The sequence below is a fragment of the Hafnia sp. HMSC23F03 genome (genome assembly GCF_001816025.1).
Taxonomy (GTDB): domain Bacteria; phylum Pseudomonadota; class Gammaproteobacteria; order Enterobacterales; family Enterobacteriaceae; genus Hafnia; species Hafnia paralvei.
Genome location: NZ_KV824242.1, coordinates 31,152 through 54,457, shown reverse-complemented (window position 1 = coordinate 54,457; position 23,306 = coordinate 31,152). Strand labels below are relative to the sequence as shown.

The window sequence follows — 23,306 nt, the reverse complement described above, 5'->3', positions numbered from 1 at the left end:
TTCGATGGCGTTTTTTATGATCGCTGATCAAGCTAGCTGAACAAGTTAATCTACGTTCGGGAATTCTTCAATTGTCACGCTAAGCGTCATGCGCTCGCCATTGCGCATAATGATAACGGGGACAACGGTGCCAGGGCGAATTTCAGCAACCTGATCCATGGTTTCGGCGGCGCTGACGGCAGGCTTGCCATCCACATTAAGCACGATATCTCCGGGTTGGATCCCGGCATTTGCGGCTGGGCCATTAGCCGCAACATCCCGCACGATAATGCCCTGAATTCGCTCCATTGCATTGGCCTGAGGCTGGTTTCTTGCTGGCGCTATTTCACGCCCGCTCACGCCGATAAAGCCGCGAATAACGCGTCCGTCGCGGATCAGTTTTGCCATAATTTTGCTAGAAAGCGCGGTAGGGATAGCAAAACCGATACCCTCAGGGGTTTCGCCATCGTTGCTTTTGTCTAGTGATAGCGTGTTGATGCCGACGAGTTCGCCCAGCGTGTTAACCAATGCCCCGCCAGAGTTGCCGTGATTGATGGAAGCATCGGTCTGCAAAAAGTTCTGGTGTCCATAGGTGCTTAAACCGACACGCCCAGTAGCACTGATAATTCCCTGCGTGGTCGTTTGCCCAATGTTGTAGGGGTTACCAATGGCGAGCACTACGTCACCAATATGAGGAACCCGCGAAGGGTTTATCGTAATGACGGGCAGATTAGTGGCTTCAATTTTCAGCACGGCTAAATCGGTGAGCGTATCAGAACCGACCAGCATGGCCTCAAAGACACGACCATCTTGTAACGCGACGACGATTTGGTCTGCGCCGCTGACCACGTGTTTATTGGTAAGAATGTAACCCTTGCTGTCCATGATAACGCCTGAACCCAGAGTTTTGATCGCCAATCCATTATTGCCCTGACCGTTGTTGCTCATGCTGCCGTTGTATACGTTAACGACGGCAGGGGCTGCACGTTTCACCGCAGAGTTATAGCTGACGGGAGACTCTTCAAACGACGCCGTTTTAAACAGCGAGAACAGTCCTGCCGGACGCAGTGATGGCACCGCAATCAGCAAAATGATGGCTACCACAAAACCCAGAAAAACTGAGCGTAATATCTTAGTAAACATGAAGTTTCTGAAAGGGTAATAAAAGATAGGCGAAGGATAACAGAGAAAATCGGGCACGGCACACGCCTATGCCCGATTTTTGTGCGGTTTTTGTATAATTTGTGCTTTTGTTAAAGCAATATTAGCGAATCAGTAGATACAGACCTTCACCGTTGCGCAGCATGTGCAGAGCGATAACCGGTGGGTTAGCTGCCAGCGCTTTACGTAAGGACGCGATATCGCGGATACGTTCGCTGTTGACGCCGATGATCAGGTCGCCTTTATGCATTCCCATCTGAGCGGCGACGGAGCCTTTTGCCACGTCGTCGATCTTGATACCCGGAGTGCCTTTGACATCACCATCGCTCAAGGTGGCGCCCTGCAGCGCTGGGCTGATATTTTCTGCCTGAGTGGTGGTTACTCCGCTATTTTCCAAAGTCACAGGAATGACGAGCGGTTTGCCATTACGCAGCAGGCCAAGTTTCAATACGGTGCCTGGTGCCGCAGAGCCTATTTTAGCGCGCAGCTCGGCGAAACTACTGAGCGGGTTGCCATCTAAGGCTGTAATGACGTCACCTGCTTTAATGCCGGCTTTGGCCGCGGCAGAGTTAGGCAGAACTTCGTTAACGAAGGCTCCGCGTTGGGCTTCTAACTTGAAGGCCTGAGCCAAGTCAGCCGTCATTTCACGGCCGCGAATGCCGAGCACTCCGCGTTTGACTTCGCCATATTTGATCAATTGGGCGCTCAGGCTCTGAGCCATATTGCTAGGAATGGCAAAGCCGATACCGACGTTACCGCCGCCAGGCGCTAAAATAGCGGTATTAATGCCAATGAGCTCACCGTTGAGGTTAATCAGAGCACCGCCGGAGTTGCCGCGGTTGATCGCTGCATCGGTCTGAATAAAGTTTTCTAAACCTTCAAGGTTCAAACCGCTACGGCCTAATGCGGACACAATCCCTGAGGTTGCAGTTTGGCCAATGCCAAATGGATTACCAACGGCGACGGCAAAATCACCCACTCGCAGTTTGTCTGAATCCGCGATTTTTATCGCAGTCAGGTTTTTTGCATCAGTCAGTTGGATTAGCGCGATATCAGATTGTTCGTCACGGCCAATCAGTTTGGCTACGTATTCGCGACCGTCGTTAAGCTGTACTTTGATCGTTGTTGCGTTGCTAATGACGTGGTTGTTAGTGAGGACGTAGCCCTTGGCGGCATCAATAATGACACCAGAGCCCAAACCTTCAAACTGGCGTTCTCCGCCCTTAGTTTCCGGTGTCGGTTTGGTATTTTGCATGCCTTCAACGTGAACGCTGACCACGGCTGGCAACACTTTTTCCAGCATTGGCGCCAAGCTCGGAACATTTTGTCCGGCAACAATGGGCGGCAAGGTGGCATTGGCTATCGGCGCAGACAACATTGTTAAGCCCATGCTTAAAGCAAGTGTACTGAGTAATAAAGATTTTTTCTTCATCATTGAATGGTTTCTCATGGCCTATATAAGGTGTCAATGTGTCTCAGGCGAATTGAATTCACTGTGTTACTCAGAACGAAGAGCACGTATTAAGTTCCACAATTTCAGAATAATAAAGTGGGTATTAGGAAGAAAGATTAAAAGGGTGGCTGTTAGAAAAACAGCCACCGAAGAGCGATTATTTGTCGCGACGTTCAGCGCGTAGCAAACCTGATGCACCTTCGGAGTAATCACGAGGTGGGAATTCTACGGGGGCCTGATCGTTATCGGCTTCGGTCAGACGATAGCGGAATGGATTGTCCTGTGGCGGCATATCCGGCAGCAGGTTATTTGAGCTTTTCGCCATATGTTGGTAAAGCTGGCGATAATCGCTCGCCATGTTATCCAGCAGTTCAGCACTGTGAGCAAAGTGGCTCACTAACTCTTGACGATATTGCTCCAATTCGTTTTTGCTTTTTTCCAGCTCGTTTTGCAGCACCTGCTGCTGACGGAGTTTTCGGTTGCCAAAACGCATCGCTACCGCACCAATCACGATACCGACGACTAAACCAATAAGCGCATACTCCCAGGTCATGATGACTCCTATCTGTATATAGAATGTGCTTTCGTTTGCTATTTTACTTAGTAGGGGTTCAACGACATATCCTACACATAAGCACACTATAACCGTTAACCTTGTCTGAGTGGAATCCTGAAGGTGTATTGCTGAGAGGTTTTCGTGCAAAAACAATCAGCGCTACGAGACAAAACATCGTTAACAGGCGACAATTGGTCGTTAAGCTGCGCGAAAAGCAGCGTTCGTGATTTTTAAAATTGTTTACAACAAAGATAATAATTCAGTAGGGACCCTGTACCTGATGCCATCAAATCGCACAACGTCCGTGATGACGCCTGCAATGCTGTACCAGCAGGCGTTAGATGCCGGAGATTACCAGCCTGATGCCGTGCAGCGGCAAACCGTCGATGCCCTGACGGTTATTCAGCAAGCGCTTATCGAAAAAGAGAATGCAACGCTACCGCCAGAGAGCGGCGGACTGCGCGGCCGCTTGCAGCGACTATGGGGGAAGCCCACGTCTAAGCAGCAAGTGCCCGTCCAAGGTCTGTATATGTGGGGCGGTGTTGGCCGCGGGAAGACATGGCTGATGGATATGTTTTTCCACAGTCTTCCCGGTGAACGTAAACTGCGCCTGCATTTCCATCGCTTTATGTTGCGTGTTCAGGAAGAATTGGTCGCGCTTCAGGGGCATGAAAATCCGCTTGAAATCATCGCCGACGGTTTTAAAGCCGAAACTGACGTGTTGTGCTTTGATGAGTTTTTTGTGTCTGATATTACCGACGCTATGCTGCTCGGTACCTTATTACAGGCTCTCTTTGCTCGCGGCATTACGCTGGTATCAACATCGAATATCCCGCCGGATAATCTTTACTATAACGGTTTGCAGCGTGCGCGCTTCCTGCCCGCGATCGATCTTATAAAGCAGTATTGTACCGTGATGAACGTGGACGCCGGCATTGATTATCGCTTGCGTACCCTGACACAGGCGGGGCTCTATTTTTCGCCGATGAATAATGAAACACGCCACCACATGGATGAGATGTTTGCCAAACTGGCCGGTAACGTGGGGGAAATCAATCCAGTATTAGAGATTAATCATCGCCCGCTCCCAGCGTTGTGCCGTTCCGGAGGCGTATTATCCGTTGAATTTTCGGTGCTGTGCGAAGACGCGCGCAGCCAGCTTGATTACATAGCGCTTTCTCGCAGCTATCACACTGTCTTTTTGCATCACGTCAAAAAGATGGACAAGCTAAACGAAAATGCCGCTCGCCGTTTTTTGGCGCTGGTTGATGAATTCTACGAGCGGCATGTAAAATTGATCATTAGCGCTGAGTTATCGATGTTTGAGATCTATCAGGGCGAGCATCTTAAGTTTGAATATCAGCGCTGTTTGTCGCGCCTACAGGAGATGCAGAGTGAAGATTACCTGCGTCTAGAGCATTTACCGTAAAGGTTTGTTTAAAAAACACTCGCATCCGGTGTTGCTGTCTACCGGATGCAGTCACAAAATCAATTTTACCCCGAAAAATTATTCGATCTTTAGATTCTACTTCTCTATAATCTTGCGACCCCACGTTACAACGAAGTTTTTTTTCCCAAAAACTTTATGTGCCGGCATTGGCTATTCGAAGGGGTAGGTTTGCTGGACGATGGTCGTGTGAGCCTCTAATACATTTACTTTTTTACACAGGTAAGCGTTTGGGTGTTCACCAACGTGTAACTTAAATTGGGTAAGCTTTTAATGAAAACTTTTACAGCTAAGCCAGAAACCGTAAAACGTGACTGGTACGTAGTTGATGCAGACGGCAAGACTCTGGGCCGTTTGGCTACTGAACTGGCTCGTCGCCTGCGTGGCAAGCATAAAGCGGAATACACTCCGCACGTTGATACTGGTGATTACATCATCGTTCTGAACGCAGAAAAAGTTGCTGTAACTGGCAACAAGCGTTCTGACAAGATTTATTACCATCACACCGGCCACATCGGTGGTATCAAACAAGCGACCTTTGAAGAGATGATTGCTCGCCACCCTGAGCGTGTCATTGAGATCGCGGTTAAAGGCATGCTGCCGAAGGGCCCGCTGGGTCGTGCTATGTACCGTAAACTGAAAGTTTACGCAGGTAACGAGCACAATCACGCGGCACAGCAACCGCAAGTTCTTGACATTTAATCGGGATTATAGGCAATGGCTGAAACTCAATACTACGGCACTGGTCGCCGCAAAAGCTCCGCCGCTCGCGTTTTTATCAAGCCGGGTAGTGGTAACATCGTAATTAACCAGCGCAGCCTGGAACAGTACTTCGGTCGCGAAACTGCCCGCATGGTAGTTCGTCAGCCGCTGGAACTGGTCGACATGGTTGGTAAATTTGACCTGTACATCACTGTTAAAGGTGGTGGTATTTCTGGTCAGGCTGGTGCAATCCGTCACGGTATCACTCGTGCACTGATGGAATATGATGAGTCTCTGCGTGGCGAACTGCGTAAAGCAGGTTTCGTTACCCGTGATGCTCGTCAGGTTGAACGTAAGAAAGTCGGTCTGCGTAAAGCACGTCGTCGTCCTCAGTTCTCCAAACGTTAATGTTTTTCTGCTTCGGCAGAACATTAATACTAAAAGCCCGGCTTGCCGGGCTTTTTTGTACCTATAAAATTCCAGAAAGCTCGGAAATTTACGTGTTGTAAACTTATTACACTATGAAATAACCAACGCTTCCCCACAACACGGCCAAATTCTGTTAAACTATCTCCCACTTTTGCGCCCTGTTATCCGTACAATTGTTGAGCAATAGAGGCTGTAAATAATCTAACCCATTATTTATGCGTCGATTTTATAGCTTATGCGGTTTACAGGTGTGACAACAAATCTCTGGATAGCGCTCTTAATGGCGACTATTCATACCGTTTTCTAGATAAACTTGGAGGTTTTCATGGCTGTCGCTGCCAACAAACGTTCGGTAATGACGCTGTTTTCCGGCCCGACCGACATCTTTAGCCATCAAGTACGTATCGTACTGGCTGAAAAGGGTGTCAGCGTCGAGATTGAGCAGGTCGAGATGGATAACCTGCCGCAGGATCTGATTGACCTCAACCCGTACCGCACAGTACCAACGTTGGTTGACCGTGAACTGACTCTGTATGAATCCCGCATCATCATGGAATATCTGGACGAGCGTTTCCCTCATCCACCACTGATGCCAGTTTATCCCGTTGCCCGTGGTGAAAGCCGTCTGATGATGCATCGTATCGAAAACGACTGGTATTCACTGCTGCACAAAATTGAAAAAGGCACCGCTCAGGAAGCTGATAACGCGCGTAAACAGCTGCGTGAAGAGTTGCTGGCAATCGCCCCTGTCTTTACTCAGAAGCCATTCTTCATGAGCGACGAGTTCAGCCTGGTTGACTGCTATTTGGCTCCGCTGTTGTGGCGTCTGCCGGTGCTGGGCATTGAACTGTCTGGTGCAGGTTCTAAAGAATTGAAAATCTACATGACTCGTGTCTTTGAGCGTGATGCATTCTTGGCTTCTATGACCGAAGCTGAGCGCGAAATGCGTCTGCACACCCGAGGCTAATCATGGAATTGTCTCAAATGTCGCCACGCCGCCCTTTCTTGCTGCGTGCCTTCTATGAGTGGTTACTTGATAACCAGCTTACGCCGCATCTGGTGGTTGATGTTAACCGCCATGGTGTGATGGTGCCGATGGAGTTTGCGCGCGATGGGCAAATCGTGTTGAACATCGCACCGCGGGCTGTGGGTAATCTAGAGCTGGGTGATGATGCCGTTCGTTTCAATGCACGGTTCGGTGGCGTTCCTCGCAACGTGTATGTGCCGATTTCTGCTGTGATGGCAATTTATTCGCGTGAAAATGGCGCTGGCACGATGTTTGAACCAGAACCCGCTTATGAGAATGAGATGCCACTGATGTCAGTGGAAGATGAAGAGGCGTCGAGCGAGCCTAGCATGACGGTGATTGATGGCAATTTACCGGATTCATCGACAGAGTCTGATGATGATGGCGATGAGCCAACGCCGCCGCCGCGTGGTCGTCCTTCACTTCGCGTCGTGAAGTAATCTCTTGAAGACAGTAAAAAAGCCAGTCATATGACTGGCTTTTTTGTTTTTGAAATCTCAAAAATAGCCACTTACTTGGCTAGATTCAGTGCAGCCATAGTCCGTAATTTTGTTTCTCTTGCCTGTTCCGGTGCGGCCTGTACCAGCAGGGTATAGAGCAGGTCTATCACAAATAGCTGTGCAGTTTTGGTACCCATCGAATCGCCTTGCAGTGTCCCCTGTCGGTTTCCATTAATCAGGCTGAAATCCGCAGTTTCGCTCAGCGGTGAACCAAGATTGTGTGTTAGCGCAACGGTAGTGGCTCCGGCCTGTTTAGCCAGTTTAAGCGCATGCACGGTTTCATCAGAATCACCTGAATGGCTGATGGCAACCGCAACGTCGCCCGCTTTGAGTAGGGTTGCCTGCATATACATAAAGTGGTTATTGGTTACGGCATCGACGCGTAATCCAATGCGCATCAGTTTATGTTTCATATCTTCGGCGGTGATCCCCGATGAACCGACACCAAAAATATATACCGATTGGCTGTTTCTCAAGGCATCGACCACCAGACTCACTTGCTGCATATCAAGCAGGTTCAATGTTTCAGACAGCACGTTATTAATAGTATTTTGCAGCTTCCGTCCGATGGTATGAGCATCATCAGACGCCGTGATTTCCGCATCTAGCAGTGGGCTGCTTGCTTCAGCATCGGAGGTGGCCAGCTCGATCGCCAAATCCATTTTAAAATCTTGAAATCCTTTATAGCCCAGCGTGCGGCAAAAACGGATCACCGTGGCTTCTCCCGCCTGAGTTTCTCGCGAAAGCTCGGCAATCGAAAGCTGTGTGACACGCAGCGGCGATTGAAGAATATAGTGTGCAATGCGTTGAGCAACGCGGGTTAGGCTGTTTTGCATTGCACCTAATGTATCGAGAATTTTTCCCGGTTTGAGGCGAGGGGCTTGTGACTCCATAAATTCCCTGTTTATACGTGCTGACGTGGTTATCGCAGCTGAGAGCTAATGCATCAGAGCGTAGCAAGAGTAGGGCGCTAAAAAAAGCGTGATATACATATAGGGGGTACATGTCTATCACGCGGTCAAAGAGGAGCAGTGGTACTATCGTATTGTTATTATTATCTTTGATGACTTATTTAGCGAGGAGGCTGTGGTGAACTTTTATCACAGCTTTCTTAATCTTCTGAGAATCATTAATCGTGCAGCCCGGCTTGTGTGGCTCATTCGGTAGAAAAATAGCGAACATTCCAGGCGCCATATGGACGGTCTGTCGTTGTTCGAGGCTGTCGCATAGCTGGTAGTCATCATCTTCATGATAGATATCAGGCTGTTGTGCCGAACCCTCTAGGCCAAAATCAATGCGCTCTGCACCGCTGAGTAATATTTGGATATCCAGATATTCCCGATGCAGCTCGTAGCGCTTACTTTCTGCGGCTGACGTGTCAAAGGCCATCACATTGATAAAAATATCCTCTCCATCAATCTCGTAGCGACCAGCGTCTAGCGTTGCGAGCTCTCGGGTCAAGGCTTGTTTTATGATTGCGCGCAGTGAGCTTGATAACCCTGTTTGTACGCTGAGATCTGAAATCTTTCCAAGGATCATAGAAGTTATCCCTTATTGAACGGAATGAGCCTGTGCGGCAAATAATGCTGCGCCGATTAATCCAGCATCGTGTTGGTAATGCGCGGCAACGATAGGCACGTGAAATGGTGCCGGAAGTAAACTGAGCTGCTGCTTTACCTGCTGTAGATAACCAGACGCTAAACCGACACTTCCTCCTAAAACAATGCATTCGGTATCCAGTAATGCCTTAAGGTTTGCGATAAGCTGGCAAATGCTTTGTGCGGATTTTTCCACTAGCTGCTGAGCTTGTTGGTTTCCGTTTTGTGCTTCAGCGAAGATTTGTCGGGCATTTTTCCCCTGTAATTCGTGCTGAGCGGCGGCGGCAATCGCTCGGCCAGAGGCGATGGCTTCGACACATCCCGTACGTCCGCATCCACAGCGCGGCCCGTTTGGGTCGGCTAATGAGTGGCCAATATGTCCCGCAAACGCATGGGGGCCGGTCAACAGCTCACCGTTGATAACAATGCCACCGCCGACGCCCGTAGATACCGTGATAAATACGATATGCCTGAACTGTTCCGCTAAGTGGCTGTATTCAGCCCATGCGGCAGCTTGTGCGTCGTTCAAAAGATAGCAGGGAAGCTTGGTCAGATTTTCTAAGGTGTTTTGCAGCGGAAACTGATTAAGCCCTCCCAAGTTATCTGGATTGAGTGCGGTGAGAATACCGTTATCGATGATTCCAGTAGAGGCTACGGCAACGCATTGTGCTTGACCTTGGTAGTGGGAGACAAGCTGTGTCAACGCCGTGGTCAATGCTTGCGGCGATGAACTAGCCGGTGTTGATATTTCCTGACGCTGCGATATCTGCTGGTCTGCGTTGATAAGCGCTGCTGCCAGCTTAGTTCCACCAATATCAATGGCGAGTATGTTCATCAGCAGCTCCCTGTTAGCGCTTAACGGCTTGGCTAAACCATTGGCAGATATGTTCAATGCGGGTGATTGCTGAACCAACGGTAACGGCCCAAGCCCCCTGTTCGATGGCCTTGGCGGCCAGCGCCGGAGAGTTGTATCGTCCCTCGGCAATGACGCGACAGCCTGCGTTGCTTAGCTCAGACACCATCGTCAAATCTGGCTCGTCAGGTATTTCTCCACCGGTATAACCAGACAGCGTTGTGCCGATAAATTCGACGCCTTTTTGTTGGCACTCAAGGCCTTCTTCCCGTGTCGAGCTGTCAGCCATAGCCAATAGACCGTGATGGCGTATGCGTGCCAGCAGATCGTCAATTTCGACGGGTCTTGAGCGGAACGTTGCGTCGAAAGCGATGATATCGGCTCCGGCTTCAGCGAGCGCATCGATGTCAGATAAATAAGGTGTAATACGTACGGGTGAATCTTCTAGATCACGTTTGACGATCCCGATGATCGGTACTGAAATATGCGGCCGAACGGCTTTTAAGTTTGTAATGCCTTCGATTCGTATGGCTACAGCGCCAGCCGACACAGCCGCTTGAGCCATTGCGGTGACGATTTCCGGACGATCCATTGGACTATTAGGCACAGGTTGGCAAGAAACGATCAATCCTCCCTGTTCACGCACGCGCTGTTCTAAATCGGCTAGTAGTGACATTTTGCTCCATCCAAAAAGATTATTTGAAGTTTAACTCCAAAATACAATATTCGACGGAGTGGAACGACATCAAGTATTCATTGGCTGAAATGTGAACAGGGTCATAAAGTCGACCGCGAGAAACAAAAAACGGAGCCGAAGCTCCGTTTTTTGGGGAAGTTGCTATCCGAAGGGATTTTACGCTGCCGAATTACACTTCCAAATAGCTCATGATCCCTTCTGCGGCTTTGCGGCCTTCTGCTATGGCCGTGACGACCAAGTCAGAACCACGCACGGCGTCACCGCCGGCGAAGATTTTAGGGTTACTGGTCTGGAAAGCATTATGGCTTCCTTCTGGTGCGATGATGCGTCCTTGTTTATCCAAGTTCACATCATGCTCTGCCAGCCAGCTCATCGAGTGAGGGCGGAAACCAAATGCCATGACAACGGCATCTGCATCCAAAACATGTTCAGAACCGGCGATAGGCTGCGCTACGCGACGTCCAGCAGCGTCAGGCTCACCCAGTTCGGTACGCACCATCTTCACGCCGCAGACTCGGCCAGAGCTATTGAGTTCAAGGCTTAATGGTTGCAGATTGAACATGAATTCCACGCCTTCTTCGCGCGCGTTTTTCACTTCGCGTTTAGAGCCTGGCATATTCTTTTCATCACGGCGATATGCGCAGGTGACCTGCGTCGCCCCTTGACGGATGGATGTACGAACGCAGTCCATCGCGGTGTCACCACCGCCGAGCACCACCACGCGTTTGCCTTCCATACTGATGTAAGGCTCTTCTTCGCTAGCGTCGTAGCCCATCAGTTGTTTAGTATTAGCGATGAGGAACGGCAGCGCGTCGAATACACCGCTGGCATCTTCATTTTCTAAGCCACCGCGCATAGATTGATAGGTGCCCACACCAAGGAAAACGGCGTCATATTCATTCAGTAGCTCGCTGATTTGCACGTCTTTACCCACTTCGGTATTCAGACGAAACTCGATCCCCATACCGGTGAAAATTTCGCGACGCTTGGTCATGACTTCTTTTTCCAGCTTAAAGGCTGGAATTCCGAAGGTAAGCAGGCCACCAATTTCTGGATGGCGGTCGAATACGACGGCTTGTACGCCGTTGCGCGCTAACACATCAGCACAGGCTAAACCTGCGGGGCCTGCGCCAATAACGGCAACGCGTTTCCCCGTTGGCTGCACGTGTGACATGTCAGGTTTCCAGCCCATGGCGAGCGCTTTATCATTGATATAGCGCTCGATATTGCCGATGGTCACGGCACCAAACTCGTCATTAAGCGTACAAGAACCTTCACACAGACGATCCTGTGGGCATACGCGTCCACATACTTCGGGAAGGCTGTTGGTCTGGTGTGCCAGATCGGCGGCTTCCATAATGCGGCCTTCGTTTGCCAGCTTCAGCCAGTTCGGAATGTAGTTATGTACCGGGCATTTCCACTCACAGTATGGATTGCCGCATGACAGACAGCGGTCTGCTTGCGACTTAGCCTGTGTTTCAGAAAAGGGCTCGTAAATTTCTACAAACTCGATCTTACGGATCTTGAGCGGCTTCTTAGGCGGATCAACGCGCTGTAGGTCAATAAATTGATAAACATTCTGGCTCATTTTTTTCTCCGCCCTTACTGCGCCTGTACCCGCAGCTCAGCTGCGGAACGACTACGGTGACCTAACAGTGCTTTCACATCGCTGGATTTTGGTTTGATCAGCGCAAACTTTGGTGCCCATTCTGGCCAGTGCGCTAAGATCTCTTCGCCACGGCTCGATCCCGTTAGCTGTACATGTTCGGTGATTAAACCTCGCAGATGTTCTTCATGGATCGCTAACTGATCCATACTTAGCACTTCTACCAGTTCAGGGTTAACGCGTTTGCGGAACTCGCCGTCTTCGTCCAGCACATAGGCAAAGCCACCCGTCATACCCGCGCCGAAGTTGATGCCAGTCCGTCCCATAACACAAACGATACCGCCGGTCATGTACTCACAGCCGTTATCACCAATGCCTTCAACCACGGTGATTGCGCCGGAGTTGCGCACAGCGAAGCGTTCTCCTGCGCGGCCAGCGGCAAACAGTTTTCCTCCGGTTGCGCCGTACAAACAGGTATTACCAATGATGCTGGCTTCGTGGCTACGGAAAGCGGAGCCGACGGGAGGGCGAACCACAATCTTGCCTCCCGCCATACCTTTACCGACGTAGTCGTTCGCATCACCCGTTAAGGTGAGCTCTACGCCACCTGCGTTCCACACGCCAAAACTTTGCCCAGCAGTGCCGGTGAACTGCGCTTTGATCGGATCGCTTGCTAGCCCCTGATCGCCATGCTGTTCAGCAATGGCGCCAGACAACGATGCGCCGACGGAACGATCGGTGTTGCGGATATCAAAGAACACGGTTTTGCTTTGCTTGGCTTCAATATTGGCCTGTACCTGCGCCAGCAGTTCCTTGTTGAGTAAACCTTTATCAAACGAAGGATTGCTCTCAGTGCAATACACGGCTTTGCCTGGTTTAGGTTCTGCGGTTTTCAGCAGCGCCGACAGATCCAGTTTGTTTTGCTTGGCGGTGAAACCATCCAGTTCCAGCAGTAAATCTGTGCGGCCAATCAGATCGACCAAACGAGTTACGCCCAGCTCCGCCATCAGCTCGCGAGTTTCACGGGCAATGAATTGGAAGTAGTTGGCTACGCGCTCCGGTAAACCGTGGAAGTGGTTGCGGCGTAGTTTTTCATCCTGCGTAGCCACACCGGTTGCACAGTTGTTCAAATGACAAATACGCAGATATTTGCAGCCCAACGCGACCATTGGACCGGTGCCGAAGCCGAAACTCTCAGCGCCTAAAATGGCTGCTTTAATAATATCGACGCCGGTTTTTAGGCCACCATCGACCTGTAGGCGGATCTTGTGACGTAAGCCGTTTGCCACCAGAGCTTGTTGAGTTTCAACCAGCCCAAGTTCCCACGGACAGCCTGCGTATTTCACCGATGACAGCGGGCTTGCCCCCGTTCCGCCATCGTAGCCAGCAATGGTGATGAGATCGGCATAGGCTTTGGCTACACCGGTCGCGATAGTGCCAACGCCGGGCTCAGAGACCAATTTGACCGAGATTAATGCTTTTGGGTTGACCTGTTTCAAATCGAAAATCAGCTGTGCTAAGTCTTCGATAGAGTAAATATCGTGGTGCGGTGGCGGTGAAATGAGCGTTACGCCAGGTACGGAGTAGCGCAACTTGGCGATATACGGCGTGACTTTATCGCCCGGTAACTGACCACCTTCGCCAGGTTTTGCTCCCTGAGCCACTTTAATCTGAATCACGTCGGCGTTGACCAGATAGGCTGGTGTGACGCCAAAGCGTCCCGAAGCGACCTGCTTAATGCGGGAAACTTTGTTGGTTTTGTAGCGTGCAGGATCTTCGCCGCCTTCGCCGGAGTTAGAGAATCCGCCCAAACCGTTCATGGCTTCAGCCAGCGCTTCATGAGCTTCTGGACTCAGTGCCCCAATCGACATAGCCGCGGTATCAAAACGTTTGAATAGCTCACTAGCAGGCTCAACGTTATCCACGGCAATAGCTTCACCTTTCGGTGTGATTTGAAGTAAATCACGTAGAGTGGATACCGGACGTTCGTTCACCAGCTTGGCATACTTCTGATAATCTTCGTATTCACCACTTTTAACCGCTGCCTGTAGGGTATTAACCACGTCAGGGTTGTACATGTGGTATTCACCGTCATGAACGAATTTCAGCAGACCGCCCTGATCCAACGGTTTGCGTTTTAGCCACGCCCGTTTAGACAGGTTTTGCAGATCCTGTTGGAAGTCGCTGAAACCTGCACCACCGATACGACTGACGACGCCAGGGAAGCACAGATTGCTGACTTCACGATGTAAACCAACCGCTTCAAACAGTTTGGAGCAGCGATATGATGCGATGGTAGAAATCCCCATCTTCGACATGATTTTGTACAGACCTTTGTTGATGCCGTTGCGATAGTTCAGCATCACGTCACGGTATTTTTTGTCGATAGCGTGGGAGTCGGCCAGCTTGGCGAGAGTTTCATATGCCAGATACGGATAGATTGCCGTCGCGCCGAAACCAAGCAGTACCGCAAAGTGGTGGGGATCGCGAGCGCTGGCGGTTTCAACAATGATGTTAGCGTCGCAGCGCAGATTCTTTTCCACCAGACGTTGCTGAATAGAGCCAACCGCCATTGGCGCAGGTACCGGTAAACGTTCAGCGCTGATGTTGCGGTCAGACAGAACCAGCAGCACGGCACCGCCACGCACTTTCTGCTCTGCCTCTTCGCACAGCGCATGAATCGCCTGCTGTAAATCGGTTTGCTGCGGATCAAACGTCAGATCGAGCGTTTCTGCGCGGTAATGTTCGCTGTCCTGTGTGGTTAACTGGGTGAAATCTGAATACAGCAAAATAGGTGATTTGAAGTTCAGGCGATGAGCTTGACCCTCGGCTTCGCTGAATACGTTCATCTCACGGCCAATACTGGTCGACAGAGACATCACGTGGGCTTCACGCAGCGGATCGATTGGCGGGTTTGTGACCTGCGCAAACTGCTGGCGGAAGTAATCGTAAATAATACGCGGGCGGCTAGAGAGTACGGCAAATGGCGTGTCATCGCCCATTGAACCTGTCGCTTCCTGTCCATTCTCGCCTAGCACGCGCAGGATTTGGTCAAGCTCTTCGCTGCTGTAAGCAAATTGCTTCTGGAAGGTGAGGAGTTCATCGTCGCTGAGTTCGCGCTGACCCACCTGATCGTCAGGTAAATCTTCGAATGGTACTAAGCGCTTAACGTTACGCTCCATCCACTCTTTATAAGGATGGCGGCTTTTCAGATCGTCATCGGTTTCTGCCGAATGAAGAATACGTCCGCTGCGGGTGTCGATGACCATCAGCTCGCCGGGGCCAACTCGGCCTTTTTCGAGCACTTCATCAGGCTGATAATCCCAGATCCCGACTTCGGAAGCGCAGGTGATAAGTTTGTCTTTGGTGATGACATAGCGCGCAGGGCGCAGGCCGTTACGGTCTAGGTTACAGGCAGCAAAGCGGCCATCAGACATGACGATACCGGCAGGGCCATCCCACGGCTCCATATGCATGGAGTTGAAGTCGAAGAAGGCGCGTAAATCGGCGTCCATATCGGGGTTATTCTGCCATGCTGGTGGTACCAGTAAACGCATGGAGCGCACGATATCCATGCCACCGCTCAGTAACAGTTCCAACATATTATCGAGCGAGCTGGAGTCTGAGCCGGTTTCATTGACGAACGGCGCTGCGTCCTGCAAATCAGGGATCAGCGGCGTTTTAAATTTGTAGGTACGAGCGCGCGCCCATTGGCGGTTGCCGGTGATGGTGTTGATTTCACCGTTGTGTGCCAGATAGCGGAATGGCTGAGCCAGAGGCCAGCGTGGCACGGTATTGGTTGAAAAGCGCTGGTGGAACAGGCAAATGGCGGATTCCAAACGCAGATCGGCCAGATCCAAATAGAAACGTGGCAGATCGGCCGGCATGCACAGGCCTTTATAGATCGTCACCAGGTTAGAGAGGCTACAGACGTAGAAATCTTTATCTTCAATACGTTTTTCAATACGACGACGAGCGACGAACAGACGGCGCTCCATATCGCGCGGACGCCAGCCTGCCGGGGCGTTAACAAAAATTTGTTCGATGCGTGGCATAGAAGAAAGCGCAATTTCACCCAACACGTCAGAATTGATAGGAACTTCACGCCAGCCGATGACCGACAGCGTTTCGTTCTGCAACTCTTCTTCTACGATGCGGCGACTGGCGCGCGCTTCGCTTTCATCTTGGCTGAGGAAAATCATGCCTACAGCGTAGTTCTTGGCTAAACGCCAGCCGCGCTCTTCGGCCACCATACGGAAAAAACGATCGGGCTTTTGCAGCAACAGACCGCATCCGTCACCGGTTTTACCATCGGCCAAAATCGCGCCACGGTGTTGCATTCGCGCAAGGGCGTGGATGGCGGTACGAACTACTTTATGGCTTGGCTCACCTTCTATATGGGCGATCAGACCGAAACCACAGTTGTCCTTTTCAAGGGATGCATCGTATAGCATTTCTGTGAACCTCCCGAGGCTCTGCATTACTTTCCATCTTACTGCGAGTGGGATAGTGCATAACCATTCGGCACGCGCATCCGCCTCGGTTATTGCACTTTTGGAATCTTTCCAGCAGTGGTCAATAACGTGTTTCGAGGGAGTCGTAAATGACTACATAAAAATGACGAGACATTAGCCCGTCTAGAAAAAGTCGTTAAAAAAACATTTAGCTTCCAGCGGTCTTTCAACTTATCTAGAAAGAGTACGCAGGTCAAATGTGGGGCGGTTCACACTTTTAATCTGATGAATAATGGTTATTTTATTGATTAATAACTATAAAGTGTCGGTTTTGGCTCTTTATGGAAGTCAAGGCAAGCCGAGAAAAATGTGAGCTGACTCACTGTAGTGCAAGCCTATTATTTATGCACCGTGCTAGAGCATTTCACTTTAATAGTGAATTATATTGTAAAATTAAGTTTTCACGTTGGTTATGACTATTTTTCATCTCAGCAACATCATTGTGTCAGTGTATTGAAAATAATAAGAATTCTTTATTACAGTGCGGGTGAATTTATTATCATTAATAATGAATTTTTATTCCGTTTGGTCGCATGGCGATGATTGATCTCCATCAGCGCAGCAAAACGAAGTATGAGATAGGATCACCGCCCTCAGTTTTTCCGTGATGTGTACAGGCGAATCTTCAGACTATGCAGTTGCAGCAACTCGTAAATATGTTCGGTGCCGATCTCCAGCGCCGCTATGGTGAAAAAATTCATAAGCTTACCCTGCATGGTGGTTTTAACTGCCCTAATCGTGATGGCACATTGGGGCGCGGTGGCTGCACTTTTTGTAACGTGGCTTCTTTTGCGGACGAACAAATGCAGCGCCAGAGCATCGCGGAACAGCTGGCGGCGCAGGCGCGCAAGGTCAATCGTGCCAATCGCTATCTCGCTTATTTTCAAGCCTATACGAGTACTTATGCAGAAGTCTGTACCTTAAAGAACATGTATGAGGAAGCGCTACAGCAGGCCGATATGGTGGGCATTTGCGTTGGTACCCGCCCTGACTGCGTGCCGGATAGTGTCTTGGATTTGCTGAGTGACTACCGCGATAAGGGCTATGAAGTGTGGCTTGAGCTTGGTTTGCAGAGCGCGCAGGATAAAACCCTGAAACGCATCAATCGCGGCCATGATTTCGCCTGTTACCAAAAGACCACGCGAGCGGCGCGAGAACGCGGTTTGAAAGTGTGTAGCCATTTGATTGTTGGTTTGCCGGGTGAGGGTAAAGAAGAGTGCATGCGGACGTTAGAGCAGGTCGTTAATACCGGCGTCGATGGTATCAAGCTGCATCCATTACATATTGTCACCGGTAGCACAATGGCCAAGGCATGGCAGGCTGGGCGTTTACGTGAACTGCCGTTGGCGGAATATGTCACTATCGCGGGTGAAATGATACGTCATACGCCGATGGATATCGTTTATCACCGCATCTCGGCGAGCGCTCGTCGCCCAACATTGTTGGCACCGTTATGGTGCGAGAATCGTTGGACAGGAATGGTTGAATTGAATCGGTATATGCTGGAGTTTGGTGGGCAGGCTTCGGGTTTATAGCGGTGCCCCCGACTCGGACGCCTGCACAAGGGTTCCATAGAAACATAAACACTAACAGGCCCATATCCCTCACTTCACATTAACGCTTCCAGCAAAATCAGGTGCTGTGCATTTGAAAGAAGAGTCAGGATTCTGAATCATCTTGGAATAGAAAGTGCCTTTTTTCGTATAGCGGTGATATAGCTTCAGCCAACCTTTGTCTTTATAACGGATCCAGCTTTCAGCGTTGCATAAAACCATCGTGTAGGCTTGGCTGTTGGTCGACAAAAGATTGGCTGATTGCGACGCTAAATCAACGGCTTTCCAGCGATAGTGCAAAAACATATTATTGGTTTTGGGAAGCGCGGCTTTAGCTCTTGCGGCTTCGTTTGAGGTTATCCAGTTTTTAAATGGCACGGGGGCTGCGGCGACATTATTTGACGTCTGCTCTTCACGCAGCCAATTGCCACCCTGCCAATCTTTGCGATTGTAAGAATCGCCAACGTATGAGTAGTTGGAACCATAAATGGCGTAGTCTGGCGTCATTTCATAGGCGAATAATTGCACACCTTCAAAACGTTGTAACTCAGCCGCCTGATAGTAAGCTCGAGCGCGAGTCAGTTTATCGGCTGTTAAATCACGGGCAATATTAAGGTAATCGGCAAATTGTTTAGCCCATTGGCGCTGCTTACCCGGTAGGAAATAAGTGAGTGCTTCGTTGTAACGTCCGGCCCGCATCAGGCGACGAGCTAACAGATTTCGTAGTGCGTTTTCAGGAGCCAAAGCTTGGCCGCCATTGATATTGCCATACTCATACAGCTCTTGTTTGAATTTAGGGGGCGTTACATCAACTGAAGGTACGTTTTTATCCACAAAATCTTTGAGTTCATTAATCGTTAATACGCGTTCAGCGATATCCATGATGTCAGGAAGATAAATATCTTTTACTCGATAAAATAGCGTCATCGCCTGTAAATAATCGCCTCGATTGAGAGCCAGAATGCCTTGCTCACCGGCGATTCGGCAGGTCGGTTGTATATCACTGCCATATAGCATATTGGGCTCTCTCGGATCGGTAGCCCAGATTTCTGCTGAAGGGAATCCTGCGGCGGCTTTGGCATAGGCTGCAGTCGCTGCTTTTATGTCTCCCCCGCGCAGCGCCATTTTTGCCCGTAGCCACCAGCTTAACGCGCTATCCCCTGATGTTTTTAGCAGGGTAGCGGCCAGATCATAGTGGCCAGTACGGTAAGCGAGAGCGGCCAGACGATCGCGGCCTTGAAAACGAGATTCTGCTGATGCATTAGTGACTAAAGTAAACAATCTCTCGGCAATCTTGGGTTTTTCACTCTCTTGATCATAGTCCAGAGCGGTCCATTTGTTACTAAACAATTGGATTGTCACTAGCTGCTGTATTAGGGGGTCTTCAATGGCTGTTTCTAGACGTTTTTCGTTTTGCGGTTTAACCAGCATATCGGTGAAAAGGCGAAGAGATATATTTCCGCTTTCATCGCCTTGTGCCGATTGTTGGGCATACAGATGTGCGGCAGCTGGGAGATTACCTAACCAGATATGAATTTTTGCTTGCTGCCCAAGGCTGGTGAGTGACAAGAAGCCAACGTCACGTTCGCCGTTTTTCACGCGATCAATGACCTTTTGGAAAGCGGCTAGCGCGAGCGTTAATTGCGCTTTATCGGGATGAGAATCCATCGTACGAAGGGTTCCATCCTGCTTTTCATCTGAATAGTCTTCCATAAGGGCTCGCCCCAAGGAATATTGCGCTTCCAGCCCATAATCTTCTTGTTCATCTTCCGGCAATGCTGTGACCTGAGTGAAATAATCTATCGCTTTCTTATCCATTAACCTAAACGCCACCGCGCCGAGGGTGTACAGCCGCTCCTCAGCGGATAATCCTATGCTAAGCGCATCCGCTTGCTCAATGCTATTGCTGGCCCTCATTTGCTCGACTATTTTGCTGGTTCTCAGATCCTCAGGGCTCATCTCCGCCGTGATTTTTTCTTGGGGGGTGGCTTCTGCTTCTTTCCAGATTGGCAGCGTTTTATCAATCTCAGCGAGCTTGTCGGCCTCAAACGCAAAGTTGCCTTCGGGCATATACAGCAGCGTATTATTACGATCGACCAATAAACGATTGATAAAATCCGGTCCACAAGCATTGGCGGGGAAGGAGATGGTTAGTATGGTTGCCGTTATCAGGCTCAACGATAGCTGCGGGCTGTGATGATATTTTGTGCTGAATAGCTCATGGCTGAACATGAATATTTCCTTGTTCCATATGGATACAGCGGGCTCATCCTATAGCGTGAATCTAGCCTACCCGCAGTTATTGAAAGCCTTTACTACCTCATGAACTTTAGCCTGAACCATGCCGAATATAAGCCAGACAGATAATAAGCTACTGTAGCGGTATAACCCGATTAATCCTGAGTTCATGTCCAAAATTCTAAATTATCCGAATTAATCTCGCCTCACTATTTATTCTTTTACGGTATGATTTAAAAGACCGTAAACCAAGGGAGTAGCACATGAAGCAAATCCGGGTATTAGCCCAGTATTACGTCGATTTAATGGTAAAACTTGGGCTGGTGCGCTTTTCCATCCTACTGGCTTCGGTGCTGGTTATTCTGGCTATCGTGGTGCAGATGGCGGTGACTATGCTGCTGCGCGGAGAGGTGGAAAGCATTGATGTTGTGCGTTCGGTATTCTTTGGTTTATTGATCACCCCGTGGGCGGTTTATTTCCTTTCTGTCGTCGTTGAGCAATTAGAAGAGTCGCGCCAACGTCTTTCCAAGCTGGTTAATAAGCTGGAAGAGATGCGCTATCGCGATCTCGAACTTAATCAACAGCTGAAAAACAATATTTCCCAACTCAATCAGGAAATTGCCGAGCGTGAAAAGGCTGAAGATGCTCGCTTGCAGGTGCTTGATACCTTGCAGCACGAGATCGACCAGCGTGAGCAGGCGCAGATTGAGCTGGAGCAGCAGTCGGCTTTATTACGTTCTTTCCTCGATGCCTCTCCGGATTTGGTTTATTACCGTAATGAGAACGAAGAGTTTTCCGGCTGTAACCGAGCGATGGAACTGTTAACGGGTAAGAGCGAGAAGCAGTTAATTGGCTTGAAGCCAGAAGATGTCTACGACGAAGATATCGCTAAGAAAGTGATCGAAACCGATGAGAAAGTATTCCGCCATAACGTTTCGTTGACCTACGAGCAGTGGTTGGTTTATCCAGATGGGCGTAAAGCCTGCTTTGAGCTACGTAAAGTACCGTTTTATGACCGTGTGGGTAAACGTCATGGTCTGATGGGCTTTGGTCGTGATATTACCGAACGTAAGCGCTATCAGGATGCGCTGGAGAACGCCAGCCGTGATAAGACGACCTTTATCTCTACCATCAGCCATGAGCTACGTACGCCGTTAAACGGTATTGTAGGGCTAAGCCGTATTCTTCTGGATACCGAGCTAAATCAAGAGCAGCTTAACTATCTCAAAACCATCCATGTGAGTGCGATTACGCTGGGTAATATTTTCAATGACATTATTGAAATGGATAAGCTTGAACGCCGTAAAGTCCAGCTTGATAACCAGCCGATAGACTTCACCGGTTTCTTAACCGATTTGGAGAACCTCTCCGGCCTGCTGGTGCAGCCGAAAAAACTCGATTTCACCCTGGAACACCAGCCAAATCTACCGCACAAAATTCTTGCCGATGGGACTCGTTTGCGCCAGATCCTGTGGAACCTGATTGGTAACGCGGTCAAGTTCACCCAGAAAGGGGGCGTCAACGTGAAGGTATGGCGTGAAAACAACGGCAAACTGTTCTTTGAAGTGAAAGACAGTGGTATCGGAATCCCGCAGGATGAACAAGATAAAATCTTTGCCATGTACTATCAGGTTAAAGATCAAAACGGCGGAAAACCCGCGACAGGCACAGGGATTGGACTTGCGGTTTCCAAGCGTCTGGCTCAGAACATGGGCGGTGATATCGTAGTCCGCAGCACTCCAGGGGAAGGTTCATGCTTTACCCTCTCAATTGATGCTCCAGTCGTTGAAGAAGCGCTATCGCCACAGCCTGAAGATGAAGAATTGCCATTGCCAGCGCTGCATGTGCTGTTGGTGGAAGATATTGAACTGAACGTGATTGTGGCGCGTTCGGTATTAGAAAAGTTGGGTAATAGCGTTGATGTTGCCATGACGGGACAGCAGGCGTTAGACATGTTTACGCCGGGTGAATACGACCTGGTACTGCTTGATATTCAGCTACCTGATATGACGGGGCTGGATATTGCTCGTAGCCTGTGTGAGAACTATGGCGATGATGATCTGCCACCGCTGGTGGCGTTAACGGCTAACGTGCTGAAAGACAAAAAAGAATATCTTGATGCTGGTATGGATGATGTGCTGAGCAAACCGCTTTCGGTTCCCGCTCTCACGGCCATGATCAAGAAATTCTGGGATGAGGCGCCGAAGGCTAAAGAGAAAAAGGTGGAGAGTAAAAAAGTGATCCAGAATACCGAAGACCTTTTAGATACTGACATGCTGCAACAGTACATTGATTTAGTCGGCCCTCAACTTATCTATCAAAGCGTTGATATGTTTGAGAAAATGATGCCTGGGTATTTAGCCGTGCTGGAGTCGAATATGACTGCTCGCGATCAAAAAGGCATCACCGAAGAAGGGCACAAAATTAAAGGTGCCGCGGGTTCTGTCGGTTTACGCCATTTACAGCAGGTTGCTCAGCAAATCCAGACGTCATCGCTGCCTGCATGGTGGGATAATGTCCAAGAGTGGGTGGATGAACTCAAGCATGAATGGCGGCACGATGTGAAAGTACTGCGAGATTGGGCTGATAAAGCAACCAAGAAATAGAAAAAATGACCCCAGCCTAGGCTGGGGTGCGCAACGACTGCGCCAACACCAGGGAAACTGAATGTTTACGCTAAGTTTTTCTAAAGGTATTAAGTTGGATCAATTGCGTAAACATAATTTATGGGTTTCACGCGAAACTGAACCAACATACCAACATGTTTTCCTGCTTGTTAGTTGATTCATTAAAATGTGTGATGTGGGCTATTGTTTGCTAATACAAACGTTTTAGTGGTTGACTTAACTCTAGATAGTTACTAGGACATTTCCAGTATTTATTTTATCCAAGGCATCATAAACGGTGATTGGTAAACGTTACTAATGCTTAGCGTGCATACCTTTGTATTTGTAATGTATATCCATGAGCGTGGTGCCGCCGTGATTGGGAGA

General features: G+C 49.5%; 17 protein-coding genes. 7 read left to right on the top strand and 10 right to left on the bottom strand.

The genetic code is table 11. The features are described from left to right. Nucleotides 1-45: 45 nt before the first annotated feature. The 3 genes from degS to zapG all read right to left on the bottom strand — a co-directional run bounded on the left by degS (nt 46) and on the right by zapG (nt 3,146). Nucleotides 46-1,122, bottom strand: a complete 1,077-nt coding sequence (degS, locus tag HMPREF3091_RS18805; protein WP_004091271.1) for an outer membrane-stress sensor serine endopeptidase DegS — start codon at nt 1,120-1,122, stop codon at nt 46-48. A 121-nt stretch (nt 1,123-1,243) separates the two neighbouring features. Beyond that, nucleotides 1,244-2,572 (bottom strand): Do family serine endopeptidase, encoded by a 1,329-nt coding sequence (locus HMPREF3091_RS18800; protein ID WP_035502898.1) that lies wholly within the window; start codon nt 2,570-2,572, stop codon nt 1,244-1,246. Nucleotides 2,573-2,750: 178 nt separating this feature from the next. Further along, nucleotides 2,751-3,146 carry a Z-ring associated protein ZapG gene (gene zapG / locus HMPREF3091_RS18795; RefSeq protein ID WP_004091279.1) on the bottom strand — a complete coding sequence of 132 codons (396 nt, stop codon included), beginning with the start codon at nt 3,144-3,146 and terminating at the stop codon, nt 2,751-2,753. A 310-nt stretch (nt 3,147-3,456) separates the two neighbouring features. On the opposite strand from zapG, the gene zapE reads away from it, so the two are divergent. The 5 genes from zapE (at nt 3,457) to sspB (ending at nt 7,194) form a co-directional block, all read left to right on the top strand. Then, nucleotides 3,457-4,578, top strand: a complete 1,122-nt coding sequence (gene zapE, locus HMPREF3091_RS18790) for a cell division protein ZapE (RefSeq protein WP_070718381.1) — start codon at nt 3,457-3,459, stop codon at nt 4,576-4,578. Between the two features lie 291 nt (nt 4,579-4,869). Then, nucleotides 4,870-5,298, top strand: a complete 429-nt coding sequence (rplM, locus tag HMPREF3091_RS18785; RefSeq protein ID WP_004091281.1) for a 50S ribosomal protein L13 — start codon at nt 4,870-4,872, stop codon at nt 5,296-5,298. A gap of 15 nt (nt 5,299-5,313) precedes the next feature. Further along, nucleotides 5,314-5,706, top strand: a complete 393-nt coding sequence (gene rpsI / locus HMPREF3091_RS18780) for a 30S ribosomal protein S9 (RefSeq protein ID WP_004091282.1) — start codon at nt 5,314-5,316, stop codon at nt 5,704-5,706. A gap of 346 nt (nt 5,707-6,052) precedes the next feature. Next, entirely contained in the window at nt 6,053-6,694 is a 642-nt protein-coding gene (gene sspA / locus HMPREF3091_RS18775; protein WP_004091284.1) for a stringent starvation protein SspA, read from the top strand. 2 nt (nt 6,695-6,696) lie between these two features. Beyond that, nucleotides 6,697-7,194, top strand: coding sequence for a ClpXP protease specificity-enhancing factor (gene sspB, locus HMPREF3091_RS18770; RefSeq protein WP_008815204.1), 498 nt, complete (start codon nt 6,697-6,699; stop codon nt 7,192-7,194). A gap of 71 nt (nt 7,195-7,265) precedes the next feature. On the opposite strand, the gene HMPREF3091_RS18765 is transcribed toward sspB, so the two are convergent. The 6 genes from HMPREF3091_RS18765 to gltB form a co-directional block, all read right to left on the bottom strand. Beyond that, nucleotides 7,266-8,147 carry a MurR/RpiR family transcriptional regulator gene (locus HMPREF3091_RS18765; protein WP_070717976.1) on the bottom strand — a complete coding sequence of 294 codons (882 nt, stop codon included), beginning with the start codon at nt 8,145-8,147 and terminating at the stop codon, nt 7,266-7,268. Nucleotides 8,148-8,322: 175 nt separating this feature from the next. After that, the gene (nanQ, locus tag HMPREF3091_RS18760; protein ID WP_070717974.1) at nt 8,323-8,793 is read right to left on the bottom strand and encodes an N-acetylneuraminate anomerase; all 471 of its coding nucleotides are present in this window, start codon (nt 8,791-8,793) and stop codon (nt 8,323-8,325) included. Nucleotides 8,794-8,805: 12 nt separating this feature from the next. Continuing rightward, entirely contained in the window at nt 8,806-9,687 is an 882-nt protein-coding gene (locus tag HMPREF3091_RS18755) for an N-acetylmannosamine kinase (RefSeq protein WP_070717972.1), read from the bottom strand. Between the two features lie 13 nt (nt 9,688-9,700). Beyond that, a complete protein-coding gene (locus HMPREF3091_RS18750) occupies nt 9,701-10,381 on the bottom strand; it encodes an N-acetylmannosamine-6-phosphate 2-epimerase (protein WP_070717968.1) in 681 nt (226 codons plus the stop codon). 190 nt (nt 10,382-10,571) lie between these two features. Then, nucleotides 10,572-11,990 (bottom strand): glutamate synthase small subunit, encoded by a 1,419-nt coding sequence (locus tag HMPREF3091_RS18745; RefSeq protein WP_070717965.1) that lies wholly within the window; start codon nt 11,988-11,990, stop codon nt 10,572-10,574. 14 nt (nt 11,991-12,004) lie between these two features. Continuing rightward, entirely contained in the window at nt 12,005-16,462 is a 4,458-nt protein-coding gene (gltB, locus tag HMPREF3091_RS18740) for a glutamate synthase large subunit (protein WP_070717961.1), read from the bottom strand. Nucleotides 16,463-17,154: 692 nt separating this feature from the next. Here gltB and HMPREF3091_RS18735 point away from each other — a divergent pair. After that, the gene (locus HMPREF3091_RS18735) at nt 17,155-18,057 is read left to right on the top strand and encodes a tRNA modification radical SAM protein MnmL/YtqA (RefSeq protein WP_004091296.1); all 903 of its coding nucleotides are present in this window, start codon (nt 17,155-17,157) and stop codon (nt 18,055-18,057) included. A gap of 69 nt (nt 18,058-18,126) precedes the next feature. Here the strand turns inward: HMPREF3091_RS18735 and HMPREF3091_RS18730 are convergent, their stop codons facing one another. Continuing rightward, the gene (locus HMPREF3091_RS18730) at nt 18,127-20,307 is read right to left on the bottom strand and encodes a hypothetical protein (RefSeq protein ID WP_070717958.1); all 2,181 of its coding nucleotides are present in this window, start codon (nt 20,305-20,307) and stop codon (nt 18,127-18,129) included. A gap of 269 nt (nt 20,308-20,576) precedes the next feature. Here HMPREF3091_RS18730 and arcB point away from each other — a divergent pair, with 269 nt between their 5' ends. Beyond that, nucleotides 20,577-22,919: an aerobic respiration two-component sensor histidine kinase ArcB gene (gene arcB / locus HMPREF3091_RS18725; RefSeq protein ID WP_070717955.1), complete on the top strand. Its 2,343-nt coding sequence runs from the start codon at nt 20,577-20,579 to the stop codon at nt 22,917-22,919. Nucleotides 22,920-23,306 lie beyond the last annotated feature (387 nt).